Origin of the sequence: Massilia jejuensis (assembly GCF_042656795.1) — a bacterium.
Lineage (GTDB): Bacteria > Pseudomonadota > Gammaproteobacteria > Burkholderiales > Burkholderiaceae_D > Telluria > Telluria jejuensis.
Genome location: NZ_JBHSMS010000036.1, coordinates 232,396 through 250,677 on the forward strand (window position 1 = coordinate 232,396; position 18,282 = coordinate 250,677).

Annotated in this window: 16 protein-coding genes; 9 read left to right on the plus strand and 7 right to left on the minus strand. The window is 66.6% G+C overall.

The features are described from left to right. Positions 1-22 precede the first annotated feature (22 nt). The 3 genes from ACFPOU_RS11615 to ACFPOU_RS11625 all read right to left on the minus strand — a co-directional run bounded on the left by ACFPOU_RS11615 (position 23) and on the right by ACFPOU_RS11625 (position 1,686). A complete protein-coding gene (locus ACFPOU_RS11615; protein WP_379721037.1) occupies positions 23-217 on the minus strand; it encodes a hypothetical protein in 195 nt (64 codons plus the stop codon). Between the two features lie 69 nt (positions 218-286). Then, positions 287-1,189, minus strand: a complete 903-nt coding sequence (gene xerD / locus ACFPOU_RS11620; protein ID WP_379721040.1) for a site-specific tyrosine recombinase XerD — start codon at positions 1,187-1,189, stop codon at positions 287-289. Then, complete coding sequence (locus ACFPOU_RS11625) at positions 1,162-1,686, minus strand: methylated-DNA--[protein]-cysteine S-methyltransferase (RefSeq protein ID WP_379721043.1); 525 nt, start codon at positions 1,684-1,686, stop codon at positions 1,162-1,164. Before ACFPOU_RS11625 ends, xerD begins: the two co-directional genes overlap by 28 nt. Before the next feature lie 121 nt (positions 1,687-1,807). Here ACFPOU_RS11625 and ACFPOU_RS11630 point away from each other — a divergent pair, with 121 nt between their 5' ends. After that, positions 1,808-4,696: an EAL domain-containing protein gene (locus ACFPOU_RS11630; RefSeq protein ID WP_379721046.1), complete on the plus strand. Its 2,889-nt coding sequence runs from the start codon at positions 1,808-1,810 to the stop codon at positions 4,694-4,696. 329 nt (positions 4,697-5,025) lie between these two features. On the opposite strand, the gene ACFPOU_RS11635 is transcribed toward ACFPOU_RS11630, so the two are convergent. Further along, complete coding sequence (locus ACFPOU_RS11635) at positions 5,026-6,018, minus strand: TRAP transporter substrate-binding protein (protein WP_379721049.1); 993 nt, start codon at positions 6,016-6,018, stop codon at positions 5,026-5,028. A 96-nt stretch (positions 6,019-6,114) separates the two neighbouring features. Between ACFPOU_RS11635 and ACFPOU_RS11640 the strand changes: the two genes are divergently transcribed. The 3 genes from ACFPOU_RS11640 (at position 6,115) to ACFPOU_RS11650 (ending at position 9,258) form a co-directional block, all read left to right on the plus strand. Next, positions 6,115-8,106: a sensor histidine kinase gene (locus ACFPOU_RS11640; RefSeq protein ID WP_379721052.1), complete on the plus strand. Its 1,992-nt coding sequence runs from the start codon at positions 6,115-6,117 to the stop codon at positions 8,104-8,106. Positions 8,107-8,125: 19 nt separating this feature from the next. Beyond that, positions 8,126-8,707 carry a response regulator transcription factor gene (locus ACFPOU_RS11645; RefSeq protein WP_379721055.1) on the plus strand — a complete coding sequence of 194 codons (582 nt, stop codon included), beginning with the start codon at positions 8,126-8,128 and terminating at the stop codon, positions 8,705-8,707. A gap of 170 nt (positions 8,708-8,877) precedes the next feature. Continuing rightward, positions 8,878-9,258, plus strand: a complete 381-nt coding sequence (locus ACFPOU_RS11650) for a DUF3052 family protein (RefSeq protein WP_379721058.1) — start codon at positions 8,878-8,880, stop codon at positions 9,256-9,258. On the opposite strand, the gene queG is transcribed toward ACFPOU_RS11650, so the two are convergent. Beyond that, the gene (queG, locus tag ACFPOU_RS11655) at positions 9,253-10,335 is read right to left on the minus strand and encodes a tRNA epoxyqueuosine(34) reductase QueG (protein WP_379721061.1); all 1,083 of its coding nucleotides are present in this window, start codon (positions 10,333-10,335) and stop codon (positions 9,253-9,255) included. The two genes, ACFPOU_RS11650 and queG, sit on opposite strands and share 6 nt — an antisense overlap. Positions 10,336-10,395: 60 nt before the next feature. Here queG and tsaE point away from each other — a divergent pair, with 60 nt between their 5' ends. The 3 genes from tsaE (at position 10,396) to ACFPOU_RS11670 (ending at position 13,139) form a co-directional block, all read left to right on the plus strand. Continuing rightward, entirely contained in the window at positions 10,396-10,878 is a 483-nt protein-coding gene (gene tsaE, locus ACFPOU_RS11660; RefSeq protein WP_379721064.1) for a tRNA (adenosine(37)-N6)-threonylcarbamoyltransferase complex ATPase subunit type 1 TsaE, read from the plus strand. Next, positions 10,845-12,248: an N-acetylmuramoyl-L-alanine amidase gene (locus ACFPOU_RS11665; protein ID WP_379721067.1), complete on the plus strand. Its 1,404-nt coding sequence runs from the start codon at positions 10,845-10,847 to the stop codon at positions 12,246-12,248. Before tsaE ends, ACFPOU_RS11665 begins: the two co-directional genes overlap by 34 nt. A gap of 87 nt (positions 12,249-12,335) precedes the next feature. After that, positions 12,336-13,139 (plus strand): aldose epimerase family protein, encoded by an 804-nt coding sequence (locus ACFPOU_RS11670; protein ID WP_379721070.1) that lies wholly within the window; start codon positions 12,336-12,338, stop codon positions 13,137-13,139. 69 nt (positions 13,140-13,208) lie between these two features. On the opposite strand, the gene ACFPOU_RS11675 is transcribed toward ACFPOU_RS11670, so the two are convergent. Both ACFPOU_RS11675 and ACFPOU_RS11680 read right to left on the minus strand, forming a co-directional pair. After that, positions 13,209-14,366, minus strand: a complete 1,158-nt coding sequence (locus ACFPOU_RS11675; protein WP_379721073.1) for a carbonic anhydrase — start codon at positions 14,364-14,366, stop codon at positions 13,209-13,211. Positions 14,367-14,497: 131 nt separating this feature from the next. Next, positions 14,498-15,142, minus strand: a complete 645-nt coding sequence (locus ACFPOU_RS11680) for a VTT domain-containing protein (protein WP_379721076.1) — start codon at positions 15,140-15,142, stop codon at positions 14,498-14,500. Positions 15,143-15,303: 161 nt separating this feature from the next. On the opposite strand from ACFPOU_RS11680, the gene ACFPOU_RS11685 reads away from it, so the two are divergent. Next, entirely contained in the window at positions 15,304-16,233 is a 930-nt protein-coding gene (locus tag ACFPOU_RS11685; RefSeq protein ID WP_379721079.1) for a peptidylprolyl isomerase, read from the plus strand. 57 nt (positions 16,234-16,290) lie between these two features. Then, a complete protein-coding gene (gene mutL / locus ACFPOU_RS11690; protein WP_379721082.1) occupies positions 16,291-18,165 on the plus strand; it encodes a DNA mismatch repair endonuclease MutL in 1,875 nt (624 codons plus the stop codon). Positions 18,166-18,282 lie beyond the last annotated feature (117 nt).

Consider the following 18,282-nt stretch of genomic DNA (forward strand, 5'->3'; position numbering starts at 1 on the left):
GGCAACGGCCAATCCAGGTGCATTACGGCGTCTGCGTTTCCTGCGCATCCGCACTTACTTCGGCATCGGCATCGTCTGCCGCCCCTGCCGGGAATGCATGCGCGTCCCCACTCGGATGATTCTTTGCTTCTGCTTTACGCTTGGCTTTTTCTTCTGCTTTGCGCTTCTTTTCCAGTTCGCGTTGCCGCTTCTCGTAACTGAAGTTGGTTTTGGCCATGATCACCTCGTGTGCTTGGTTAATGTGGTGCGCAGCTATTATGACCCAGTTAAGCTTTCAGGATTTGAATTAACCACGTGGGTGGTGCTGCGCGTGCAAGTGTTTCAGGCGCTCGCGCGCAACATGGGTATAGATCTGTGTGGTGGAAATGTCCGCGTGTCCCAGTAGCAGTTGCACCACGCGCAAGTCGGCGCCGTGGTTGAGCAGGTGGGTCGCGAAGGCATGGCGTAGCGTGTGCGGCGACAGCGGCGCGCGGATGCCGGCCTTGACGGCGTGCTTCTTGATCACGACCCAGAACATCTGGCGCGTCATCGGCCCGCCGCGGCCGGTCACGAACAAGGCATCGTCGACCTGGCCGTTGAGGATGATGCCGCGCGCATCCTTCAGGTAGCGCTCGAGCCAGGCACGCGCCTCGCCGCCGAAGGGCACCAGGCGCGTCTTGGCGCCCTTGCCGGTCACCCGCAGCACGCCATCGTTGAGGCTCAGTTCGACCATTTTCAGCGCCACCAGTTCCGATACGCGCAGCCCGCTCGCGTATATGAGTTCGAGCATCGTCCGTTCGCGCAGGCCGAGCGGCGTGGCGACATCGGGCGCGCCCAGTAAAGCCTCGACCTGCTCTTCACTGAGCGTATGCACGAAGCGCGTCGGCTGGCGCGCCGTGGCCATGCTCAGGCAAGGGTCTGCGCTGACCTGGCTGCGCCGCAGCGCCAGCGCATAGAAGCGCTTGAGTACCGATAGGCGCCGGTTCGCCGTGCTCGGCTTGGTGTCGGGATGGCGTTCGGCGAAATAGGCGGCCAGGTCTTGCGCGCCGGCGCCGAGCAGGCCGCGTCCGGGCCGCTCCAGCGCGAGCCAGTGCGAGAACATGCGCAGGTCGCGCCGGTAGGCGTCGAGCGAGTTCTTCGCCAGGCCCTGTTCGAGCCAGAGCGTGTCGCAGAACTCGTCGATCAGTCCCAGATCGCCTGCTGCTGCCATGGGGATGCGGTGGCGCCTTCGTGACGCAGCAGCCAGCGCTTGACCGACAAATGAAAGCCGTTCTCGTCGTCGTTGCTGGCAAAGCCGCCCAGGCCGCCGGCCGCGGTCACGCGGTGGCAGGGAATGACGAGCGGGAACCAGTTGGCGCCGCAGGCCTGGCCGACCGCGCGCGGGGCCGAACCGATGTCCTTGGCGATCCTGCCGTAGGTGCGAACCGTCCCGCGAGGGATGGCGCTGATCGCGTCCCATACGCGCTTCTGGAAAGCGCTGCCGGCCTCGAACAGCGGCAGCTCGAAGGCGAAATCGGGGTCGGCCAGGTAGCGCTCGACCTGGCGCGCGGCCGCCTCGGCCACGGCGTCCCGCGCATCCTGCGCCTGGAAACGTGGATGCAGATAGACCATCTCGCGCAGCCGCCCATCCTCGGTGCGGATGCCGATCGCGCCGAACGGGGCCGCCACGATGGCGGAAAAGAGCTCGCTGCCTTGTTGTGCTGTCATTCCCGCAGTTTACTCCTCGGCGAGACCGGCCACCACCCCTATTTCGCTCCAGCGGACTCGTCCGTGGCGGCTGCCTGTTCGGAAAACGACTATGCTGTAGCGACGACCGAAAGGGGACCCCATGCCGCGCGCACACCGCTTCCTGGTACTTCTGTTCCTGCTTGGCTGCATGGGCCGGGCCGGTGCCGTGCCACAGGCGCCGCTGCGGGTCGGGGTCTATCAGAACGCACCGAAGGTGTTCATGGGCGAGAGCGGCAAGGCTTCGGGCATTTTCGTCGACTTGCTGCGCGAAGTGGCCAGCGCCGAGCGCTGGCAGCTCGAATTCGTCGCCTGCGAATGGCAGGCCTGCATCGCGGCGCTGGAGGCCGGCCGCATCGACCTGCTGCCCGACATGGCCTGGTCCGAGGACCGCGCGCGCCGCTACGCCTTCCACCAGGTGCCGGCCCTGCACAGCTGGTCGCAGCTGTACGCGCGGCGCGGCAACAAGATCCGCTCGCTGCTCGACCTGAAAGGCCGCCGCATCGCCGTGCTGGGCGGTTCGATCCAGGCCCAGGCGCTCGCCAGCGTCCTGGCCGGCTACGGCGCCGTGCTGGTGCCGACCGTGTCGCTCGACGCCGCTTTTTCGCTGGTTGCCGACAAAGAGGCCGATGCGGCCGCCGCCAGCCACTATTTCGGCGACGCCAACGCCGCCGCCCACCGGCTCGAGGCGACGCCGATCGTGTTCAATCCGGCCCGCCTGTACTACGCCGCCATGCCGGGACGCCAGCAAGCGGTGCTCGACGCCATCGACCGCCGCCTGACGGGCTGGCGCACCGGCCCGAACTCGGTCTATTTCGCCACCCTGCAGCACTGGCGGGCGGTCGGGTCGGAAGGCGGCGTGCCATCGGGCCTGCTGTGGGTGCTGGCCGCCACCGTCGGCCTGCTGCTCTCGGCGCTGGCCGTGGCCAACTGGCTGCGCAACGAGGTAGCCGTGCGCACGCGCGAGCTGCGCGACAACGAGCACAAGCTCGCCACCATCCTCGACAGCGTCGATAGCCTCATCTACATCAAGGATGCGCAGTCGCGTTTCCAGTACGTGAACGGCGCCACCTGCCGGCTGTTCAACCGTCCGGCGGCCGCCATTATCGGCCAGACCGACGAGATCCTGTTCGGTCCCGAGCAGGCCAGGATGACGCGCGCCGCCGACCTGGCCGTCATCGAAGGCCACCAGCGCTTCGAGACGGAAGAGGTCCTCAACGGCAAGGTCTACCTCACTACCAAGATCCCGCTCGTGCGCGGCGAAAAGGTAACGGAACTGTGCGGCATCACGACCGACATCACCTCGCACAAGCAGGCCGAGGAATCGCTGCGCATCGCCGCCATCGTGTTCCAGTCGGGCGAAGGCATGTGCGTACTCAATCCGGACGCCGTGATCATCGAGGCCAACCAGGCCTGGGCCGCGCTCTATGGCCAAAGCGCCGACGAACTCCCGGGCACCGCCTTCCCGCATTTTTCGCTCGACAGCGACGGCGACGACTACCGCGAGCGGATGTGGGACAGCGTCCGTGACGCGCAATCCTGGCAGGGCGAAGTCTGGATGCGGCGCCACGACGGCCGCTGCTATCCGGCCTGGCTGACCGTCAGCGCCGTGCGCGACGCGGACGGCATCCTGACCAATTTCGTCTGCACCCAGTCCGACATCAGCGCGCGCAAGCAGGCCGACGAGAAGATCGTCCAGCTGGCCTATTTCGATTCGCTGACCGGCCTGCCGAACCGGCGCCTGCTCTACGACCGCGTCAAGCACTGCCTCGACAGCCACGAGCGCAACCAGGACCGTGGCGCCCTGCTGTTTCTCGACATGGACAATTTCAAGGACCTCAACGACAGCCGCGGCCACGTCGTCGGCGACCACCTGCTGCAGCAGGTCGCGACGCGCCTGCTGGCCTGCGCGCGCGAGTCCGATACCGTGGCGCGATTGGGCGGCGACGAATTCGTGATCCTGCTCGAATCGATCGGCGCCGACGAAGCCCGGGCGCAGGCGTATGCCGAGACGGTCGGCCAGAAGATCCTGGCGGCCCTGCGCGAGCCGTTCGAGGTCGGCGGCGCCGTGCACCACGCCAGCTGCAGCATCGGCATCGCGCTGTGCACCGGCCATGAAGGCGGACTCGACGACCTGATGCGGCGCGGCGACCTGGCCATGTATGAAGCCAAGCGCCAGGGCCGCAATACGCTGAGCTTCTTCCATCCGTCGATGGAAAGCGAAGTCACCTACCGCACCGTGGTCGAGACCGAACTGCGGGCGGCGCTGCAGCACAGCCAGTTCGTGCTGCACTACCAGGGGCAGGTCGATGGCGACGGCATCATGACCGGCGCCGAGGCGCTGGTACGCTGGCAGCATCCGACGCGCGGCATGCTCGGTCCGGCCGGCTTCATCGGCATCGCCGAGACCTCCGGGCTGATCGTCCCGCTCGGGCGCTGGGTGCTGCGCACCGCCTGCGACCAGCTGGCCTTGTGGGCGGCGTCCCCGGCCACGGCCCATTTCACGCTGGCCGTGAACGTCAGCGTGCGCCAGTTCCTGCAGAGCGACTTCGTCGAGGAGACGCTGGCCATCGTCGCGGCCAGCGGCGCCGATCCGTCGCGCCTGAAGCTGGAATTGACCGAGACCTTGATGATCGAGGGCGTCGAAGAAACGATCGGCAAGATGCGCATCCTACGCGAACACGGCATCTGCTTCTCGCTGGACGACTTCGGCACCGGCTACTCGTCGCTGAGCTACCTGAAGCTGCTGCCGCTCGACCAATTGAAAATCGACCAGAGTTTCGTGCGCGACGTCCTGATCGACCCGAATGACGCATCGATCGCGCGCAGCGTGGTGGCGCTGGGTAAATCGCTGGGACTCAAGATTATCGCGGAAGGCGTGGAGACCGAGGCCCAGCGCTCGTTCCTGGCGGGCATCGGCTGCGATCACTGGCAAGGGTATTTGTTCAGCCGGCCGGTCGATGCGCGGACCCTGGAAGCGCTGGCGGCGTAGGGACTTCCAGCGAACGAAGGAAAAAAAAGCGCACCCTGAGGTGCGCTCCAATCATCAGGCACGTCCCGGCCGTTTGGTCATGCCAACGGCTTCTGTCGAACGTGTGTCTCCTCTCATGATCTCCGGTATGGACTACCGTGCTTTTTCTGCCCCTCTCCAAACTGTATCCGGGTTTGCCTGCACCGCTTTGGTGCCGCAGCGCCCAATCATAACGCAACTGTGCTGACAGAGAATAGTTTTTTTATATACGGTTTTCGAAAACCAAACACGGACGAGGTTTGTTCGCCACAACACAGCCCTGACGCCCCGCATTGCTGACCGCCGCGTCATTATTTCCTGGCTGTTTCGCGGGCGATCGCGTCGATCACATCCCTGCCGATACGGCGCTCCATCTGGCGGTGCACCGGCAGCAGCGCGGCGCGCCACTGTGCCTGTTCCTGGGGCGTCAGGTAGTGGATGCGGGTCTTGCCGGCCTTGCGGATCGCCTCCAGTGCACGGTCATTGTCGCGCTGGGCAATCGTTTTCTCGAACAGGGTCGCGTCGCGCATGGCCCGCTCCAGCGCCGCGCGCACGTCGCCGGGCAAGCCGTCCCAGAATTTGCGGTTGACGATCACCGCATAGCCCAGGTAGCCGTGGTGCGACACCGTCAGGTGCTGTTGCACCTCGTGCATGCGCTGGGTGTACATGTTCGAAGGCGGATTCTCGGTGCCGTCGACCACGCCCGTCTGCAGTGCCTGGTATGCCTCGGAGAAGGCCATCACCTGCGGCCGGGCGCCGAGCGCGCGCATTTGCGCGTCCAGCACGGTCGAGGCCTGGATACGCATGCGCAGGCCGCGGAAATCGGCCGGCACGCGCAGCGGGCGATTCGCCGACATCACCTTGAAGCCGTTGTCCCAGTAGGCCAGTCCGGTGATGCCTTTCGAGCGCAGCTTGTGCAGCAGGCCGCGACCGATCGGGCCTTCGGTGACGGCGTACAGCGCCGCTTTCGAGGGGAAGATATACGGCAGGTCGAAGGCTTCGAATTCCTTCACGCCGAGCGGACCGAACTTGGCCAGCGAAGGCGCCAGCATCTGGACCGCGCCCAGCTGCAGGGCTTCGAGCTCTTCCTTGTCCTTGTAGAGCTGGCTGTTCGGATACACTTCCACTTTGACACGCCCGCGCGTGAGCCGTTCGGCGAGCAGCTTGAAGCGCTCGGCCGCCTGCCCTTTCGGCGTCTCCGGCGCCACCACGTGGCTGAACTTGATGACGATCGGGGCCTGGGCCCAGGCGCTGTCGAGGACGGTGGCGAGGGCCAGTGCCGCGGCCAGGAATTGAAGGGTCATGCGTCGATCGGATTGAATTGAATGGACAGGCTGTAGTTGCATTGCCGCTGCAACAGTCCACAATAGCATCGCCCAAGAAAACCTTCCACTATCTCCATGAAAAACCCGTTCTCGCTGCGCCGCCGCGCCAACCTGGCCCGCCCCTGGCGCTGGCTGGTGCCGGTCCTGCTGGTGCTGCTCTTTCTCGCGGTCCTGTTCTGGCTGCCATGGCAGGCGCGCCAGATGGAAACCAACGAGCGTCAAGAGCAATTGATTGCTGACACGCTGTGGGTCGAACAAACCCTGCGCTTCGAGCTGGCGCGCAGCGAGGAAGCCCTGGCCACGCTCGGTGCCGACCTGGTCGGCAAGCCGCCGGCCCCGGACGTGCTGCAAGCGCGCCTGGCGCAAATGTTCAAGAACGGACCGGCACTGCGCCGCGTGCTCTGGCTGGGACCGGATGGCGGCGTGCTGGCGCGCCACGGCAGCGAGCCGGCCACCGCCCGGCCCGCCTCCAGCGAAACCCGGGAGATGGCACACCTGACGAAGGCCGGCCGGTATACCGAGCCCTACGGCGCCAGCGCCCGCATGCCGGGCTTGCTCGATTACCATTTACCCTTGTATCGCGATGGCGTCCATGCCGGCAGCCTGGTGGCGACCTACAACCTGCAAGTGCTGCTGAGCGAAACCGTGCCCTGGTGGTTTGCCCAGGACAACGCCCTGGCTTTGCTCGACCGCAACGACTTCCCCGTCGCCGGGCGCGCCGACGGCGGGCCGGGACGCGGCGTCTACACCCACCGCCGTCCGTTCGACTTGCCGGGCGCCTCGATCGTGCTGGCCACCGACAGCGTCAAGGGTGCGCCGCGCCTGCTGCCGAACCTGCTGGTCGGCTCGGTGATCGTGCTGGCGCTGGGCCTGTTGTGGAGCCTGCTGACGCTGTGGCGCCACATCTCGCGCACGCTGGCCGCCGAGACCGCCCTGCGCCAGCAGATGGCGTTTCGCACGGCGATGGAAAATTCCCTCATGACGGGTTTGCGGGCGCGCGACCTCGAAGGGCGCGTCACCTATGTCAACAAGGCCTTCTGCACGATGGTGGGCTTGCCGCCGGAAGAGCTGGTCGGCACCAAGCCCCCGATGCCCTACTGGGCGCCGGAAGTGCGCGGCGAATACGAGGAGCGCTTCGCCGGCGTGCTGGCCGGCACCGCCACGCCGCAGTTCGAGACCGTGTTCCAGCGCTCGGACGGCATGCGGGTGCCGGTGCTGATCTTCGAGGCGCCCCTGGTCGACAGCCGTGGCGACCAGACCGGCTGGATGAGTTCGATCCTCGACATCACCGACCGCAAGAAGGCCGAGGAACTCAACCGCCAGCAGCAGGAAAAGCTGGAAACGAGCGCGCGCCTGGCAACGATGGGCGAAATTTCTTCGATGCTGGCGCACGAATTGAACCAGCCGCTGGCGGCGATCTCGAGCTACACGGCCGGCGCCCTGAACGTGCTCGAACGGGCCGACAAGGGCGTGCCGATCGAGCCGACCCTGCTGCGGCGCGCACTGGAGCAGGCCCGTCAGCAGGCCCAGCGCGCCGGCCAGATCATCAGGAGCGTGCACGAGTTCGTCAAGAAGAGCGAGCCGCACCGCGAACCGGTGGCCATCGGCGACGTCATCGAAGGCGTGCGCGCGCTGATCGAATTGCAGACGCGCCAGTCCTACGTGGCGCTGCAGCTGGAGTTGCCGGCGCACTTGCCCCCGGTGCTGGCCGACCGGGTCATGCTCGAGCAAGTCCTGCTGAACCTGACCCGCAACGGCATCGAAGCCATGGCCGGCGTGCCGCCCGCGCGCCGCATCCTGCGCATCGCGGCCGCCGCCGACGCGGCCCAGGTATCGGTGTCCGTGATCGACAATGGCCACGGCATCCCGCCCGAGGTGGCCGAGCGCCTGTTCTCGCCCTTCTTCTCGACCAAGGCCGAAGGCATGGGCATGGGCTTGTCGATTTGCCGCACCGCGATCGAGTTCCATGGCGGCACGCTGAACCATGCGCCGAATCCGGGCGGGGGCACCGTCTTCACTTTCAGCCTGCCGCGCCCCGCCACGCCGGCCGTGGCCGAGCTACAATGAGGGAAATTAGGAGAGCCGCATGCTGCATATCGTCGACGACGAAGACGTGATCCGCGACGCCCTCGCATGGCTGGCGCAGTCGCGCGGACTGGCGGTGCGCTGCCATGCGGGCGGCCAGGATTTCCTCGCCGGCGTCGGCGAACCCGACGCCGATGGCGACTGCGTGCTGCTCGATGTGCGCATGCCCGGCATGAACGGCATCGCCGTGTTCGACCAGATCATCCACCGCGGCTGGCTGGCGCGCATGCCCGTCATTTTCCTCACCGGCCATGGCGACGTGCCGATGGCGGTCGACTCGCTCAAGCGCGGCGCCTTCGACTTCTTCGAAAAACCCTTCAACGACAACGACCTGATGGACCGCGTCGACCAGGCCCTGGCCGCCTCGCGCCAGGCTGCCAGCGCGGCCCGGGTGCAGGCCCGGCTGGCCACGCTGTCGGCGCGCGAGCGCGAGGTGCTCGACCTGATCTTGGCCGGCAAGATGAACAAGGTCGTCGCCGACGAGCTCGGCATCAGCATGCGCACGGTCGAGGTGCATCGGGCGCATATTTTCGACAAGATGCAGGTCAAGACGGCGGTGGAGCTGGCCGGCTTGCTCAAGTAAGGCGGCGCGTCCGGGCCTACGCCGCCTTCGGCCCGGCCACGACGATCGGTTGCCCCGCCATGCACACGGGTGTACCAGCGTGCCCGCTGTTTTGAAAAATCGCTTGTAAAATCCACATTGAACACGTCGCCGCCCGCGGCTTGCGACGTCAACTTCTTTAGGGAAAGCAGATGAACGAGAAGACAGTTGCAGACAGGATGTTTTTGCGCAATGCGAAAGCGATGCAGATCATCAACGGCGGCGTCCATCCGGCGGTCGTGTCGCAGTTGCCGCAAGAACTGATCAGGGAAGGCGACGGCCCCTTCGACGTCATCATGATGTTCTGCATGAATCGCAAGGACCTCGAGCAGTACCTGCCGCAAGCCAAGGAACGGCTCGGCGACAAGGGGTCGCTCTGGATCGCCTACCTGAAGCAGACCGCTTCGAAAGCCACTGATATCAATCGCGACTCGATCAACGCGTATCTGAAGGAAAACGGTATCACAGCCGTGGCGATGATCTCGATCGACGGCGACTGGTCGGCCATGCGCGCAAGACGTATCGAACTATGACAGGTGGCATCCAAGTGCCCATTGCACGTGTTCGCGCACCAGCGCGGACGGGTGCTGCGCGCGCGCCTTCAGGGCCGCCACGATGAGCGCGTCGCCGCGCCGCCCTTGCGCCGCATTGCCCAGTCCGACGGCCAGATTACGCAGCCAGCGCTCGTGACCGATGCGCCGGATCGGACTGCCTTCCATGCGGCGGTTGAATTCGTCTTCGTCCCACGCGAACAAGTCAGCCAGGCTGGACCCGCCAAGGCCATTCCTTTCGTCGAAATCGGGCACCGTCGCGCGCTGGGCGAACTTGTTCCAGGGACAGACCAGCTGGCAATCGTCGCAGCCATAGATGCGGTTGCCGATCAGGGGCCGCAGCGCGACTGGAATACTGCCCTTCAGTTCGATCGTGAGATAGGAAATGCAGCGCCGCGCGTCCAGGCGGCCGGGACCGAGGATGGCTTGCGTCGGGCAGACGTCGATGCAGCTGCTGCAGGCGCCGCAGTGGCCGGTGGTGGGCGCATCGACCGGCAGCGGCAAGTCGACCAGGATCTCGCCGATGAAAAAGGTCGAGCCGGCGTCGCGCGAGAGCAGCAGCGTGTGCTTGCCGCGCCAGCCCAGGCCCGCCTTTTCCGCCAGCGGCAATTCCATCACCGGTGCCGAATCGGTAAACACCCGGTAGCCGTACTCGCCGACTTCCTCCTTCACGCGCTCGGCCAGCTGCGCCAGGCGCGTGCGCAGCACCTTGTGATAGTCGCGCCCGCGCGCATACACCGATACCACGGCGGCGCCGGGTTCGCGCTGGCGTGCCGCCTCGCGCTCGCGCCAGCCGTCCTGCAGCGGCAGATAATCCATGCGCGCGACGATGGCGCGCACCGTACCGGGCACCAGTTCGGCCGGCCGGGCGCGCTTCATGCCGTGGCTTGCCATATAATCCATCTCGCCGTGGTGCCCGGCCGCCAGCCAGGCACGCAGGCCGTCCTCGGCGTGCGCCAGGTCGACGTCGGCGATGCGGACGTCGGCAAAGCCGAGTTCGCGTCCCCAGGCCTTGATGGCGCGGGACAGGTTCTCGAGGTCGGGGAGCGGTGTGGACATTCAGGCAAGCACAGAAAATTGCGGCGTGCAGGTGCGCCGCCGAACTTACCATTTTAATTGATGCAGCACTTCACAGCCTACCTGCCGGACGAATCGGCGACCCTGGCCCTCGGCGCCGCGCTGGCGCGCGCGGTGGCGCCGGGCCTCGTCATCTACCTGCACGGCGACCTCGGCGCCGGCAAGACGGCGCTGACGCGCGCCCTGCTGCGCGCTTGCGGCCACCAGGGCACCGTCAAGAGCCCGACCTACACCCTGTCCGAACCCTATCGCGTGCAACTCGCTGGCGCGCCCGTGAACCTCATCCACTACGACCTGTACCGCATGGCCAGTCCGGAAGAATTCCTGGATGCCGGTTTCCGCGAAGACTTCGACGGCAAGAACATCTGCATCGTCGAGTGGCCCGAAAAGGGCGAGCCGGTGTTGCCGCCACCCGACGTCCGGGTCCTGCTCACCGTCAGCGGCGCCGGACGTACTGTAGAATTGCAGGCGTTGTCCCCACAGGGCCTGTTATGCCTCGATCGCCTCTCCTTCCCCGCCGGTTGACCCCTTCTGCCCGCCGCCGTACCGTCCTGAAAGCGGGCGGCACGCTGCTGCTGTCGGTGTTCAGTCCGCTGCCCGCGCGCGCCGCCCAGATCCTGGCCGTGCGCGTCTGGCCGGCCGACGACTACACGCGCGTCACGCTGGAAAACGATACCGACCTGAAAGCCGAGCATTTCCTCGTGCCCGACCCGCCGCGGCTGGTGGTCGACATCGACGGCCTGGCCCTGAACGACACCCTGAAGGGCCTGGTCGCCAAGATCGAATCGAACGACCCCTACATCAAGCAGGTGCGCGTCGGCCAGAACCGCCCGAACGTGGTGCGCCTGGTGTTCGACCTGAAGGAAGAGATCAAGCCGCAGGTGTTTACGCTGGCGCCCGTGGCCGAATACAAGCACCGCCTGATCTTCGACCTGTACCCGGTCGAGGCGCCCGACCCGATCGCGGCGCTGATCGAAAAGGGAGAATGGTCGCCGGGCGACGGCACGGCCACCGCCGTGCCCGCCGTGCCGGTGCCGTCAAGCCAGCCGGTTGCGCCCGATCCGGTGGCGCGCCTGGAGGCGGAAATCGCCGCCATGAGCGGCAACGCGGCGCCGCGCGCGACCCAGCCGGTGCCGCCCCCGGCGCCGTCCGCCGCCAAGCCGCAACTGCCCGCCAACAACGTGGTGCGGATGGTGACGATCGCGCTCGACCCCGGCCACGGTGGCGAAGACCCGGGCGCGATCGGCCCGAGCGGCACGCGCGAAAAGGATATCGTGCTGGCGGTGGCCAAGAAACTGAAGGCGCGCCTGGAAGCGCTGCCGAACACGCGCGTCATGCTCACCCGCGACGGCGATTATTTCGTCCCGCTCGGCACCCGCGTGGAAAAGGCGCGCAAGGTGCAGGCCGACCTGTTCGTCTCGATCCACGCCGACGCCTTCATCGAAGCGCGCGCGCGCGGCTCCTCGGTCTTTGTCCTGAGCGAAAAAGGCGCCAGTTCGACCGCCGCACGCTGGCTCGCGACCGACCAGAACAAGGCCGACCTGATCGGCGGCGTCAACTTCGCCAAGCACGACCGCCAGCTGGCGAGCGTGCTGTTCGACCTGTCGACCACGGCCCAGATCAACGACAGCATGAAGCTCGGCAAGGCCGTGCTGGGCGAGATCGGCGGCATCAACCGCCTGCACAAGGCGGCCGTCGAGCAGGCCGGGTTTGCCGTGTTGAAGGCGCCGGACATTCCATCGATCCTGGTCGAGACGGCCTTCATTTCGAATCCGGAAGAGGAAGCGAAACTCAAGGACGACGGCTACCAGGGACAGCTGGCCGATGCCATCACCAAGGGCATCAAGCGTTATTTCGCGGCCAATCCGCCGATGGCCAAGAGCCGGCTGAGCTGAGACGCGCGAGAACGTCCGGCAGTCCTTGGCGCGCCGGCTGCGGCGGGCATGGCATACTACCCGGCCCATCTCCGATCCGTTTCCGACATGAGCCCTAGCGACGCCGTCATCTCCACCACCTTCGGTCACCTTCCCGCCCTGCTGCTCAGCGCGGCGGACGGCGCCCAGGCCAGCATCACGCTGTACGGCGCCCACCTGGTCTCCTGGCGCGGCGCCGACGGGCGCGAACGCCTGTTCTGCAGCGCCAAATCAAGCCTGGACGGCAGCAAGGCGATCCGCGGCGGCGTGCCCGTCATCTTTCCCCAGTTCGCCGAACGCGGCAGCGGCATGCGCCACGGCTTCGCGCGCGTGAGCACCTGGCGCGTGAGCGAGTCCGGCGTCGACGACGGCTGGGCCTACGCCGTCCTTGCGCTGGCGCCCGTGGACCTGGCGCCAGGCCATGCGCAGGCCTGGCCGCACGGCTTCGAACTGGCCTTGCGGGTGGCGATCCGCGCCAACGAGCTGACCATGGGGCTGGAAGTGCGCAATACCGGCGCGGCGCCCTTCCCGTTCGCGGCGGCGCTGCATACCTATTTCCTGGTCGACGACGTGGCCGGCGTGCGCATCCTCGGCGTCGAGCGCGAAGAGCTGGCGATCCACGGCAAGATCGACCGCGTGTACGACAACGCCGAGCCGCGCCTGGCGCTGGTCGATGGCGATGTCGTGCTGACGCTGCGCCAGCAGGGGTTTCCGGATGCGGTCGTGTGGAATCCGGGGCTGGAGGATGCGGCGGCGCTGGCGGACATGGCGGACGGGGAATACCGGCGCTTCGTCTGTATCGAGCCGGCCTTGCTGCACGCGCCGGCGCTGGGGCCGGGCCAGAGCTGGCGCGGGGAGTACCACGTCAGTTGATGGGATGCGGCGCGGCCCGGGCCGCGCGGACATCGCCGATCAACAAGCCGGCAGCGCCGGCTTTTTCCTTTAATTCGATTCCTTCACCATCCGCCCTTCGCTGGCCTGCACCGGCCGCGCATTGAGCGGGTACAGGCGAGAGAACAGCGCCATCTGCGCCGGCGAGGCCGTCATCGGCTGCTTCATCACCAGCCACAGGACGTTCTCGGTGCAGGGCGGCGTGGTCAAGGAGCCCATGTAGGTGTAGTACTCGCGCCGGTTGGGCAGCAGTTCCAGCGGGTCGAGTTCGAGCCCGGGCGAACCGAGCTGGCCCTTTTCCAGCGGGATGTTGTTCCATACAAGCTGGATCGCGTCGTTGCCCTTGCCGCGTTCGAGCAGCACGGCGACCACGGCCAGCTTGCCGCCCATGCCACGGTGCACGAGATGGATCACCATCTCGGTGCCCTTGCCGTTGATGCGCTCTTCCGACGGACGGTGGAAGTGGAACTGCACCAGTTCATAGCGCTCGGCGCCGACCTGGATGAAGCTGCCGCCGGCAACATTCACCTGCACCGTGTGGCCGTTGTCGATCTCGCTGAAGGTCGAGGGACGGTAATCGAAATCGATCTCGTCCAGGTTGACCTTCATGCCGTCGCGGATATCGATCGGCGACTGGCGGCTGCCCTTGCCGCACTGGGCCCAGGCCGGATTGACCTTGCCCCAGTTTTCGGGGCCGAATTCGCCGTCGTAGTTCCAGTGGTGGCTGATCTTCGGGGCGGCGGCGACGGCCGCCAGCTTCCTGCGTTTCGCGTCGGCCGCCTTGCGCGCCTTGGCCGCGGCGGCCGCGCGCGCGGCCTGCTTGGCGCGCATCTCGGCCAGGCGCTCGGCGATCTTCACCGACAGGTCGACCTGGGCGTCGTCCTCGCCGGCGGAGACGGCGGCGGCCACGCGGTCGGCGGTGGCAGCGCTCGCCTTGGACGGCTTGTCGGCCGGCGGCTTCTCGGCCGGCGGCGCGTGCGCCTTGTCGGCGGCCGCCGCCACCATGCCGGCCTTGTCGAGGGTCGGCTTGTCGACCAGCTTGGCCGGCTTGGCCAGGTCGGCCGCCAGCTTGGCCGTATCCGGCGCGGGCTTGGCCGTATCGGGCGCGGGCTTGGCGGCGGGCGCGGGCTTGGCGGCGGGCGCCGGTTCGGCGGCGCTCGCGCCGAGCATGGCGATACTGCAGGCAAACAGGGCGATCAGGTTACGCATGGGGCTGGGGAAAAGTGAACTCACCCTGCCTTAACGACGCTTGCACGCGGAAACTTGAGGGCCTCAACGCAAACGCGCCGCAAAATCGCGGCGCGCTGGTCGAATGGGGCAAGAAGCTTGCTATCGTGCCATCAGCGGCTGAGCACCTTGCGCCCGAACTTGTACAGCCCGCCGAGGGCGAGCGGCACCAGGGCCACGCTGACGCCGACGATGACGATTTCGGTAAGGTGGTTGCGCACGATCGGGATGTTGCCGAAGAAGTAGCCAGCGGTTACCAGGCTAGTCACCCACAGCACGGCGCCAGTCACGTTGTAGAGCTGGAAGCGCCAGTGGGTCATGTCCGACACGCCCGCCACGAAAGGGGCGAAGGTGCGCACCACCGGCACGAAGCGCGCCAGGATAATGGTCTTGCCGCCATGCTTTTCAAAGAAATTGTGGGTGCGGTGCAGCGCATCCTTGTTCAGCCAGCGGTAGTTGTTGGTGAACATGCGCTGGCCGACGGCCTCGCCGATATAGTAATTGAGCGTATTGCCCGTAATGGCTGCGACGATGAGCAGCGCCATCAACAATGGATAGCTCATCTCGCCGGTGGCGCAGAAGGCGCCAGCAATGAACAGCAGGGTGTCGCCCGGGAAGAAAAAGAGGACCACGAGACCCGTTTCGCAAAACACGATCGCGAACAGGACGATGTAGACATAGGTGCCATACTCGGCCAGCAGCACACCCAGCGTCTTATCGACATGAAGAATCATGTCGAAAAATTGCATCAGATCCATAATTTTCCTAAACGGTAACGCCGAATCATACCACCAGACAGCCAGGCCAAACCGCGGCGGCGGCCGGGCGCCAGCGAGATTTTAAGGGACTGCTAAGTTTTGCAGACCGGTCCAATTTCGCCATTACAATTACTCAACATTAACAACTTGCGGAGCCATAGATGAAGGCAGTTCAGATCGCAGTCCAGGCCGGCGTGGCCATGGCCATCGTGGCCAGCGCCGCCGTCCAGGCCGCCGCGCCGAAGAAGGAACTGGCGCCGAAACCGGGCGTGGGCGACATCGTCAGGGAGTCGACAGCGTCCGACTGGCGCGCGCTCGATCCGGAGCACACCCTGTACATGGACTTGCCAGATGGACGCGTCGTGATCGAATTGGCACCCACCTTCGCACCGAACCACGCCGTCAATATCAAGGCCCTGGCGCGTGAACGCTATTTCGACGGTCTCGTCATCCTGCGCTCGCAAGACAATTTCGTCGTCCAGTGGGGCGATCCGGACGAAAAGAATCCGCGTCCGGTCAAGAAGGCCAGGGACAAGCTCAAGGGCGAGTTCACGGTGCCGCTGAAGAACGACACCGGGTTCACGCGCCTGAAGGACATCGACGGCTACGCGCCGCAGGTCGGCCACTCGAACGGTTTCCCGGTCGGGCGCGATCCGAAGGCGGGCGAGACCTGGCTGGCGCACTGCTACGCGATGGTGGGCGTAGGGCGCGATGCCGATGCCGACAGCGGCGGCGGCACCGCCCTGTACGTCGTCACCGGCCATGCTCCGCGCCAGCTGGACCGCAACATCACCTTGGTCGGCCGCGTCGTGTCCGGCATGCCGCTGCTGTCGACCGTGGCGCGCGGCCCGGCGCCGATGGGCTTTTTCGACAAGCCGGAGATGCAGGTGCCGATCAAGTCCTTCCGGGTGGCGGCCGACGTGCCCGAAGCGCAGCGTACACGCCTCGAAGTCATGCGCACCGAGAGCGCCGCCTTCCAGAAAGTGGTCGAGGCGCAGCGCAACCGCGGCGGGCCGTGGACCAAGGTCGCGGCCGGTCACGTCGATCTGTGCGCGGCGCCGATTCCGGTGCGGGAAGCGAAACAAGAATAGGTTCCAAACGAAGCGCGCGCGGCAAACCGCACCCGGGGCACGGGATATAATCGTGGCATGAACGCGCCCGTCCCTACCCACCGCCCCATCCAGCAGCTCAACGACCAGCTGATCTCGCAGATCGCCGCCGGCGAAGTGGTCGAGCGCCCCTCGGCCGTGGTGAAAGAACTGCTCGAAAACGCGCTCGACGCCGGCGCGACCCAGATCACGATCCGCCTGGAAGAAGGCGGCGTCAAGCGCATCGCGATCAGCGACAACGGCCGCGGCATCGCGCCCGAGCAGCTGCCGCTGGCCCTGGCGCGCCATGCGACCTCGAAGATCGCTTCGCTGACCGACCTCGAGAATGTGGCGACGCTGGGCTTTCGCGGCGAGGCGCTGGCCTCGATCGCCTCGGTGGCGGCGGTGTCGATCACCACGCGCACGGCGGACGCAGCGCACGCCTGGCAAATCGTCGGCTCGCACCAGGGCACCGTGGCGCCCTCGTCCGGTCCCTGCGGGACCACGATCGACGTCCAGGACCTCTACTTCAATACCCCGGCGCGCCGCAAATTCCTGAAATCCGAACAGACCGAATACGGCCACTGCGCCGAGGTCGTGCGCCGCATCGCGCTGGCGCGTCCGGACGTTTCGTTCAGCCTGACGCACAACGGCCGCACCATCGACCATTGGAACGTGTGCGAGATGGCGCGCAGGAGCAGCCAGATCCTGGGCAACGATTTCGCCGAGGCGAGGCTGCCGATCGACGAATCGGCCGGCCCCTTGCGCCTGCACGGCTATGCCGGCTTGCCGACGGCCTCGAAGGCGCGCGCCGACGGCCAGTTCTTCTACGTCAACGGGCGCTACGTGCGCGACAAGCTCCTGGTGCACGCGGTGCGCGCGGCCTACCAGGACGTGCTGCACGGGGACCGCTTCCCGTCCTACGTGCTGGCGCTCGATCTCGACCCGGCGCTGGTCGACGTCAACGTCCATCCGTCGAAGATCGAAGTGCGCTTTCGCGACAGCCGCGCGGTGCACCAGTTCGTATTCCACGCGGTGCAGCGCTCGCTGGCGGCCACCTCGGCCACCGCGCACGGCAGCACGCCGGCGCCGATCAGCGCGGCCGAGATCGCGCCGTCGGATGCGCAATGGCGCCGCCCGCACGAGCAGACCACCTTCGGCAAGCAACTGACCCAGACGTTTTCTCCTTCTCCCTTCCCCCCGGGCAGCCGTTGGGACGCGCCCGCCGGCCAGGGCGTCGCGCAGAGCACGGCAAACTATGGCGCGCTGTTCGCGGAGCCGCGTCCGGCAGCAGGCGTGGCGCCGATGCCCGCGCCGACGGCCGCGCCCGGCAACGACGACTTCCCGCTCGGCTTCGCGCTGGCCCAGCTGCACGGCATCTACATCCTGGCCCAGAACACCCGCGGCCTGGTACTGGTCGACATGCATGCCGCGCACGAGCGCATCCTGTACGAGCAGCTGAAAAACGCGCTCGACGCCCAGGTCGACGGCCAGGACATGGGGGTGCAGCCGCTCCTGATTCCCGTCACCTTCTTCGCCGACGCGATCGAGGTCGCGACCGCCACCGACCATCAGGACACCTTGAAAGCGCTCGGCTTCGACATCGCCGCCCTCTCGCCCACGACCCTGGCCGTGCGCGCCGTGCCGATGCTGCTGAAGAACGCCGACGCCCAGACGCTGGCGCGCGACGTGCTGCGCGACGTGCGCGAATTCGGCGGCTCGCGCGTGCTGATCGAGCGCCGCAACGAACTGCTCGGCACCCTCGCCTGCCACACGGCCGTGCGCGCCAACCGCATCCTGAGCACGCCCGAGATGAACGCGCTGCTGCGCCAGATGGAGAACACCGAGCGCGCCGACCAGTGCAACCACGGCCGCCCTACCTGGGTCCAGCTCGACATCTCGGCGCTCGACAAGCTGTTCCTGCGCGGCCAATAAGAACCTGTTTCAGTAGAAAGAAGGAAGTGGATGACGATGCATGCAAGCGGTCGCAAGGCGCGAGGAGGCCGCGTGGCGCGCCACGCGACGACGGGCAACGCAGCACCCGCTTGTCAG

What these genes read in the sequence shown, in the direction of transcription:
- ACFPOU_RS11615 (WP_379721037.1), bottom strand. Translation starts at nt 217, where the DNA reads ATGGCCAAAACCAACTTCAGTTACGAGAAGCGGCAACGCGAACTGGAA.
- xerD (WP_379721040.1), bottom strand. Translation starts at nt 1,189, where the DNA reads ATGGCAGCAGCAGGCGATCTGGGACTGATCGACGAGTTCTGCGACACG.
- ACFPOU_RS11625 (WP_379721043.1), bottom strand. Translation starts at nt 1,686, where the DNA reads ATGACAGCACAACAAGGCAGCGAGCTCTTTTCCGCCATCGTGGCGGCC.
- ACFPOU_RS11630 (WP_379721046.1), top strand. Translation starts at nt 1,808, where the DNA reads ATGCCGCGCGCACACCGCTTCCTGGTACTTCTGTTCCTGCTTGGCTGC.
- ACFPOU_RS11635 (WP_379721049.1), bottom strand. Translation starts at nt 6,018, where the DNA reads ATGACCCTTCAATTCCTGGCCGCGGCACTGGCCCTCGCCACCGTCCTC.
- ACFPOU_RS11640 (WP_379721052.1), top strand. Translation starts at nt 6,115, where the DNA reads ATGAAAAACCCGTTCTCGCTGCGCCGCCGCGCCAACCTGGCCCGCCCC.
- ACFPOU_RS11645 (WP_379721055.1), top strand. Translation starts at nt 8,126, where the DNA reads ATGCTGCATATCGTCGACGACGAAGACGTGATCCGCGACGCCCTCGCA.
- ACFPOU_RS11650 (WP_379721058.1), top strand. Translation starts at nt 8,878, where the DNA reads ATGAACGAGAAGACAGTTGCAGACAGGATGTTTTTGCGCAATGCGAAA.
- queG (WP_379721061.1), bottom strand. Translation starts at nt 10,335, where the DNA reads ATGTCCACACCGCTCCCCGACCTCGAGAACCTGTCCCGCGCCATCAAG.
- tsaE (WP_379721064.1), top strand. Translation starts at nt 10,396, where the DNA reads ATGCAGCACTTCACAGCCTACCTGCCGGACGAATCGGCGACCCTGGCC.
- ACFPOU_RS11665 (WP_379721067.1), top strand. Translation starts at nt 10,845, where the DNA reads ATGCCTCGATCGCCTCTCCTTCCCCGCCGGTTGACCCCTTCTGCCCGC.
- ACFPOU_RS11670 (WP_379721070.1), top strand. Translation starts at nt 12,336, where the DNA reads ATGAGCCCTAGCGACGCCGTCATCTCCACCACCTTCGGTCACCTTCCC.
- ACFPOU_RS11675 (WP_379721073.1), bottom strand. Translation starts at nt 14,366, where the DNA reads ATGCGTAACCTGATCGCCCTGTTTGCCTGCAGTATCGCCATGCTCGGC.
- ACFPOU_RS11680 (WP_379721076.1), bottom strand. Translation starts at nt 15,142, where the DNA reads ATGGATCTGATGCAATTTTTCGACATGATTCTTCATGTCGATAAGACG.
- ACFPOU_RS11685 (WP_379721079.1), top strand. Translation starts at nt 15,304, where the DNA reads ATGAAGGCAGTTCAGATCGCAGTCCAGGCCGGCGTGGCCATGGCCATC.
- mutL (WP_379721082.1), top strand. Translation starts at nt 16,291, where the DNA reads ATGAACGCGCCCGTCCCTACCCACCGCCCCATCCAGCAGCTCAACGAC.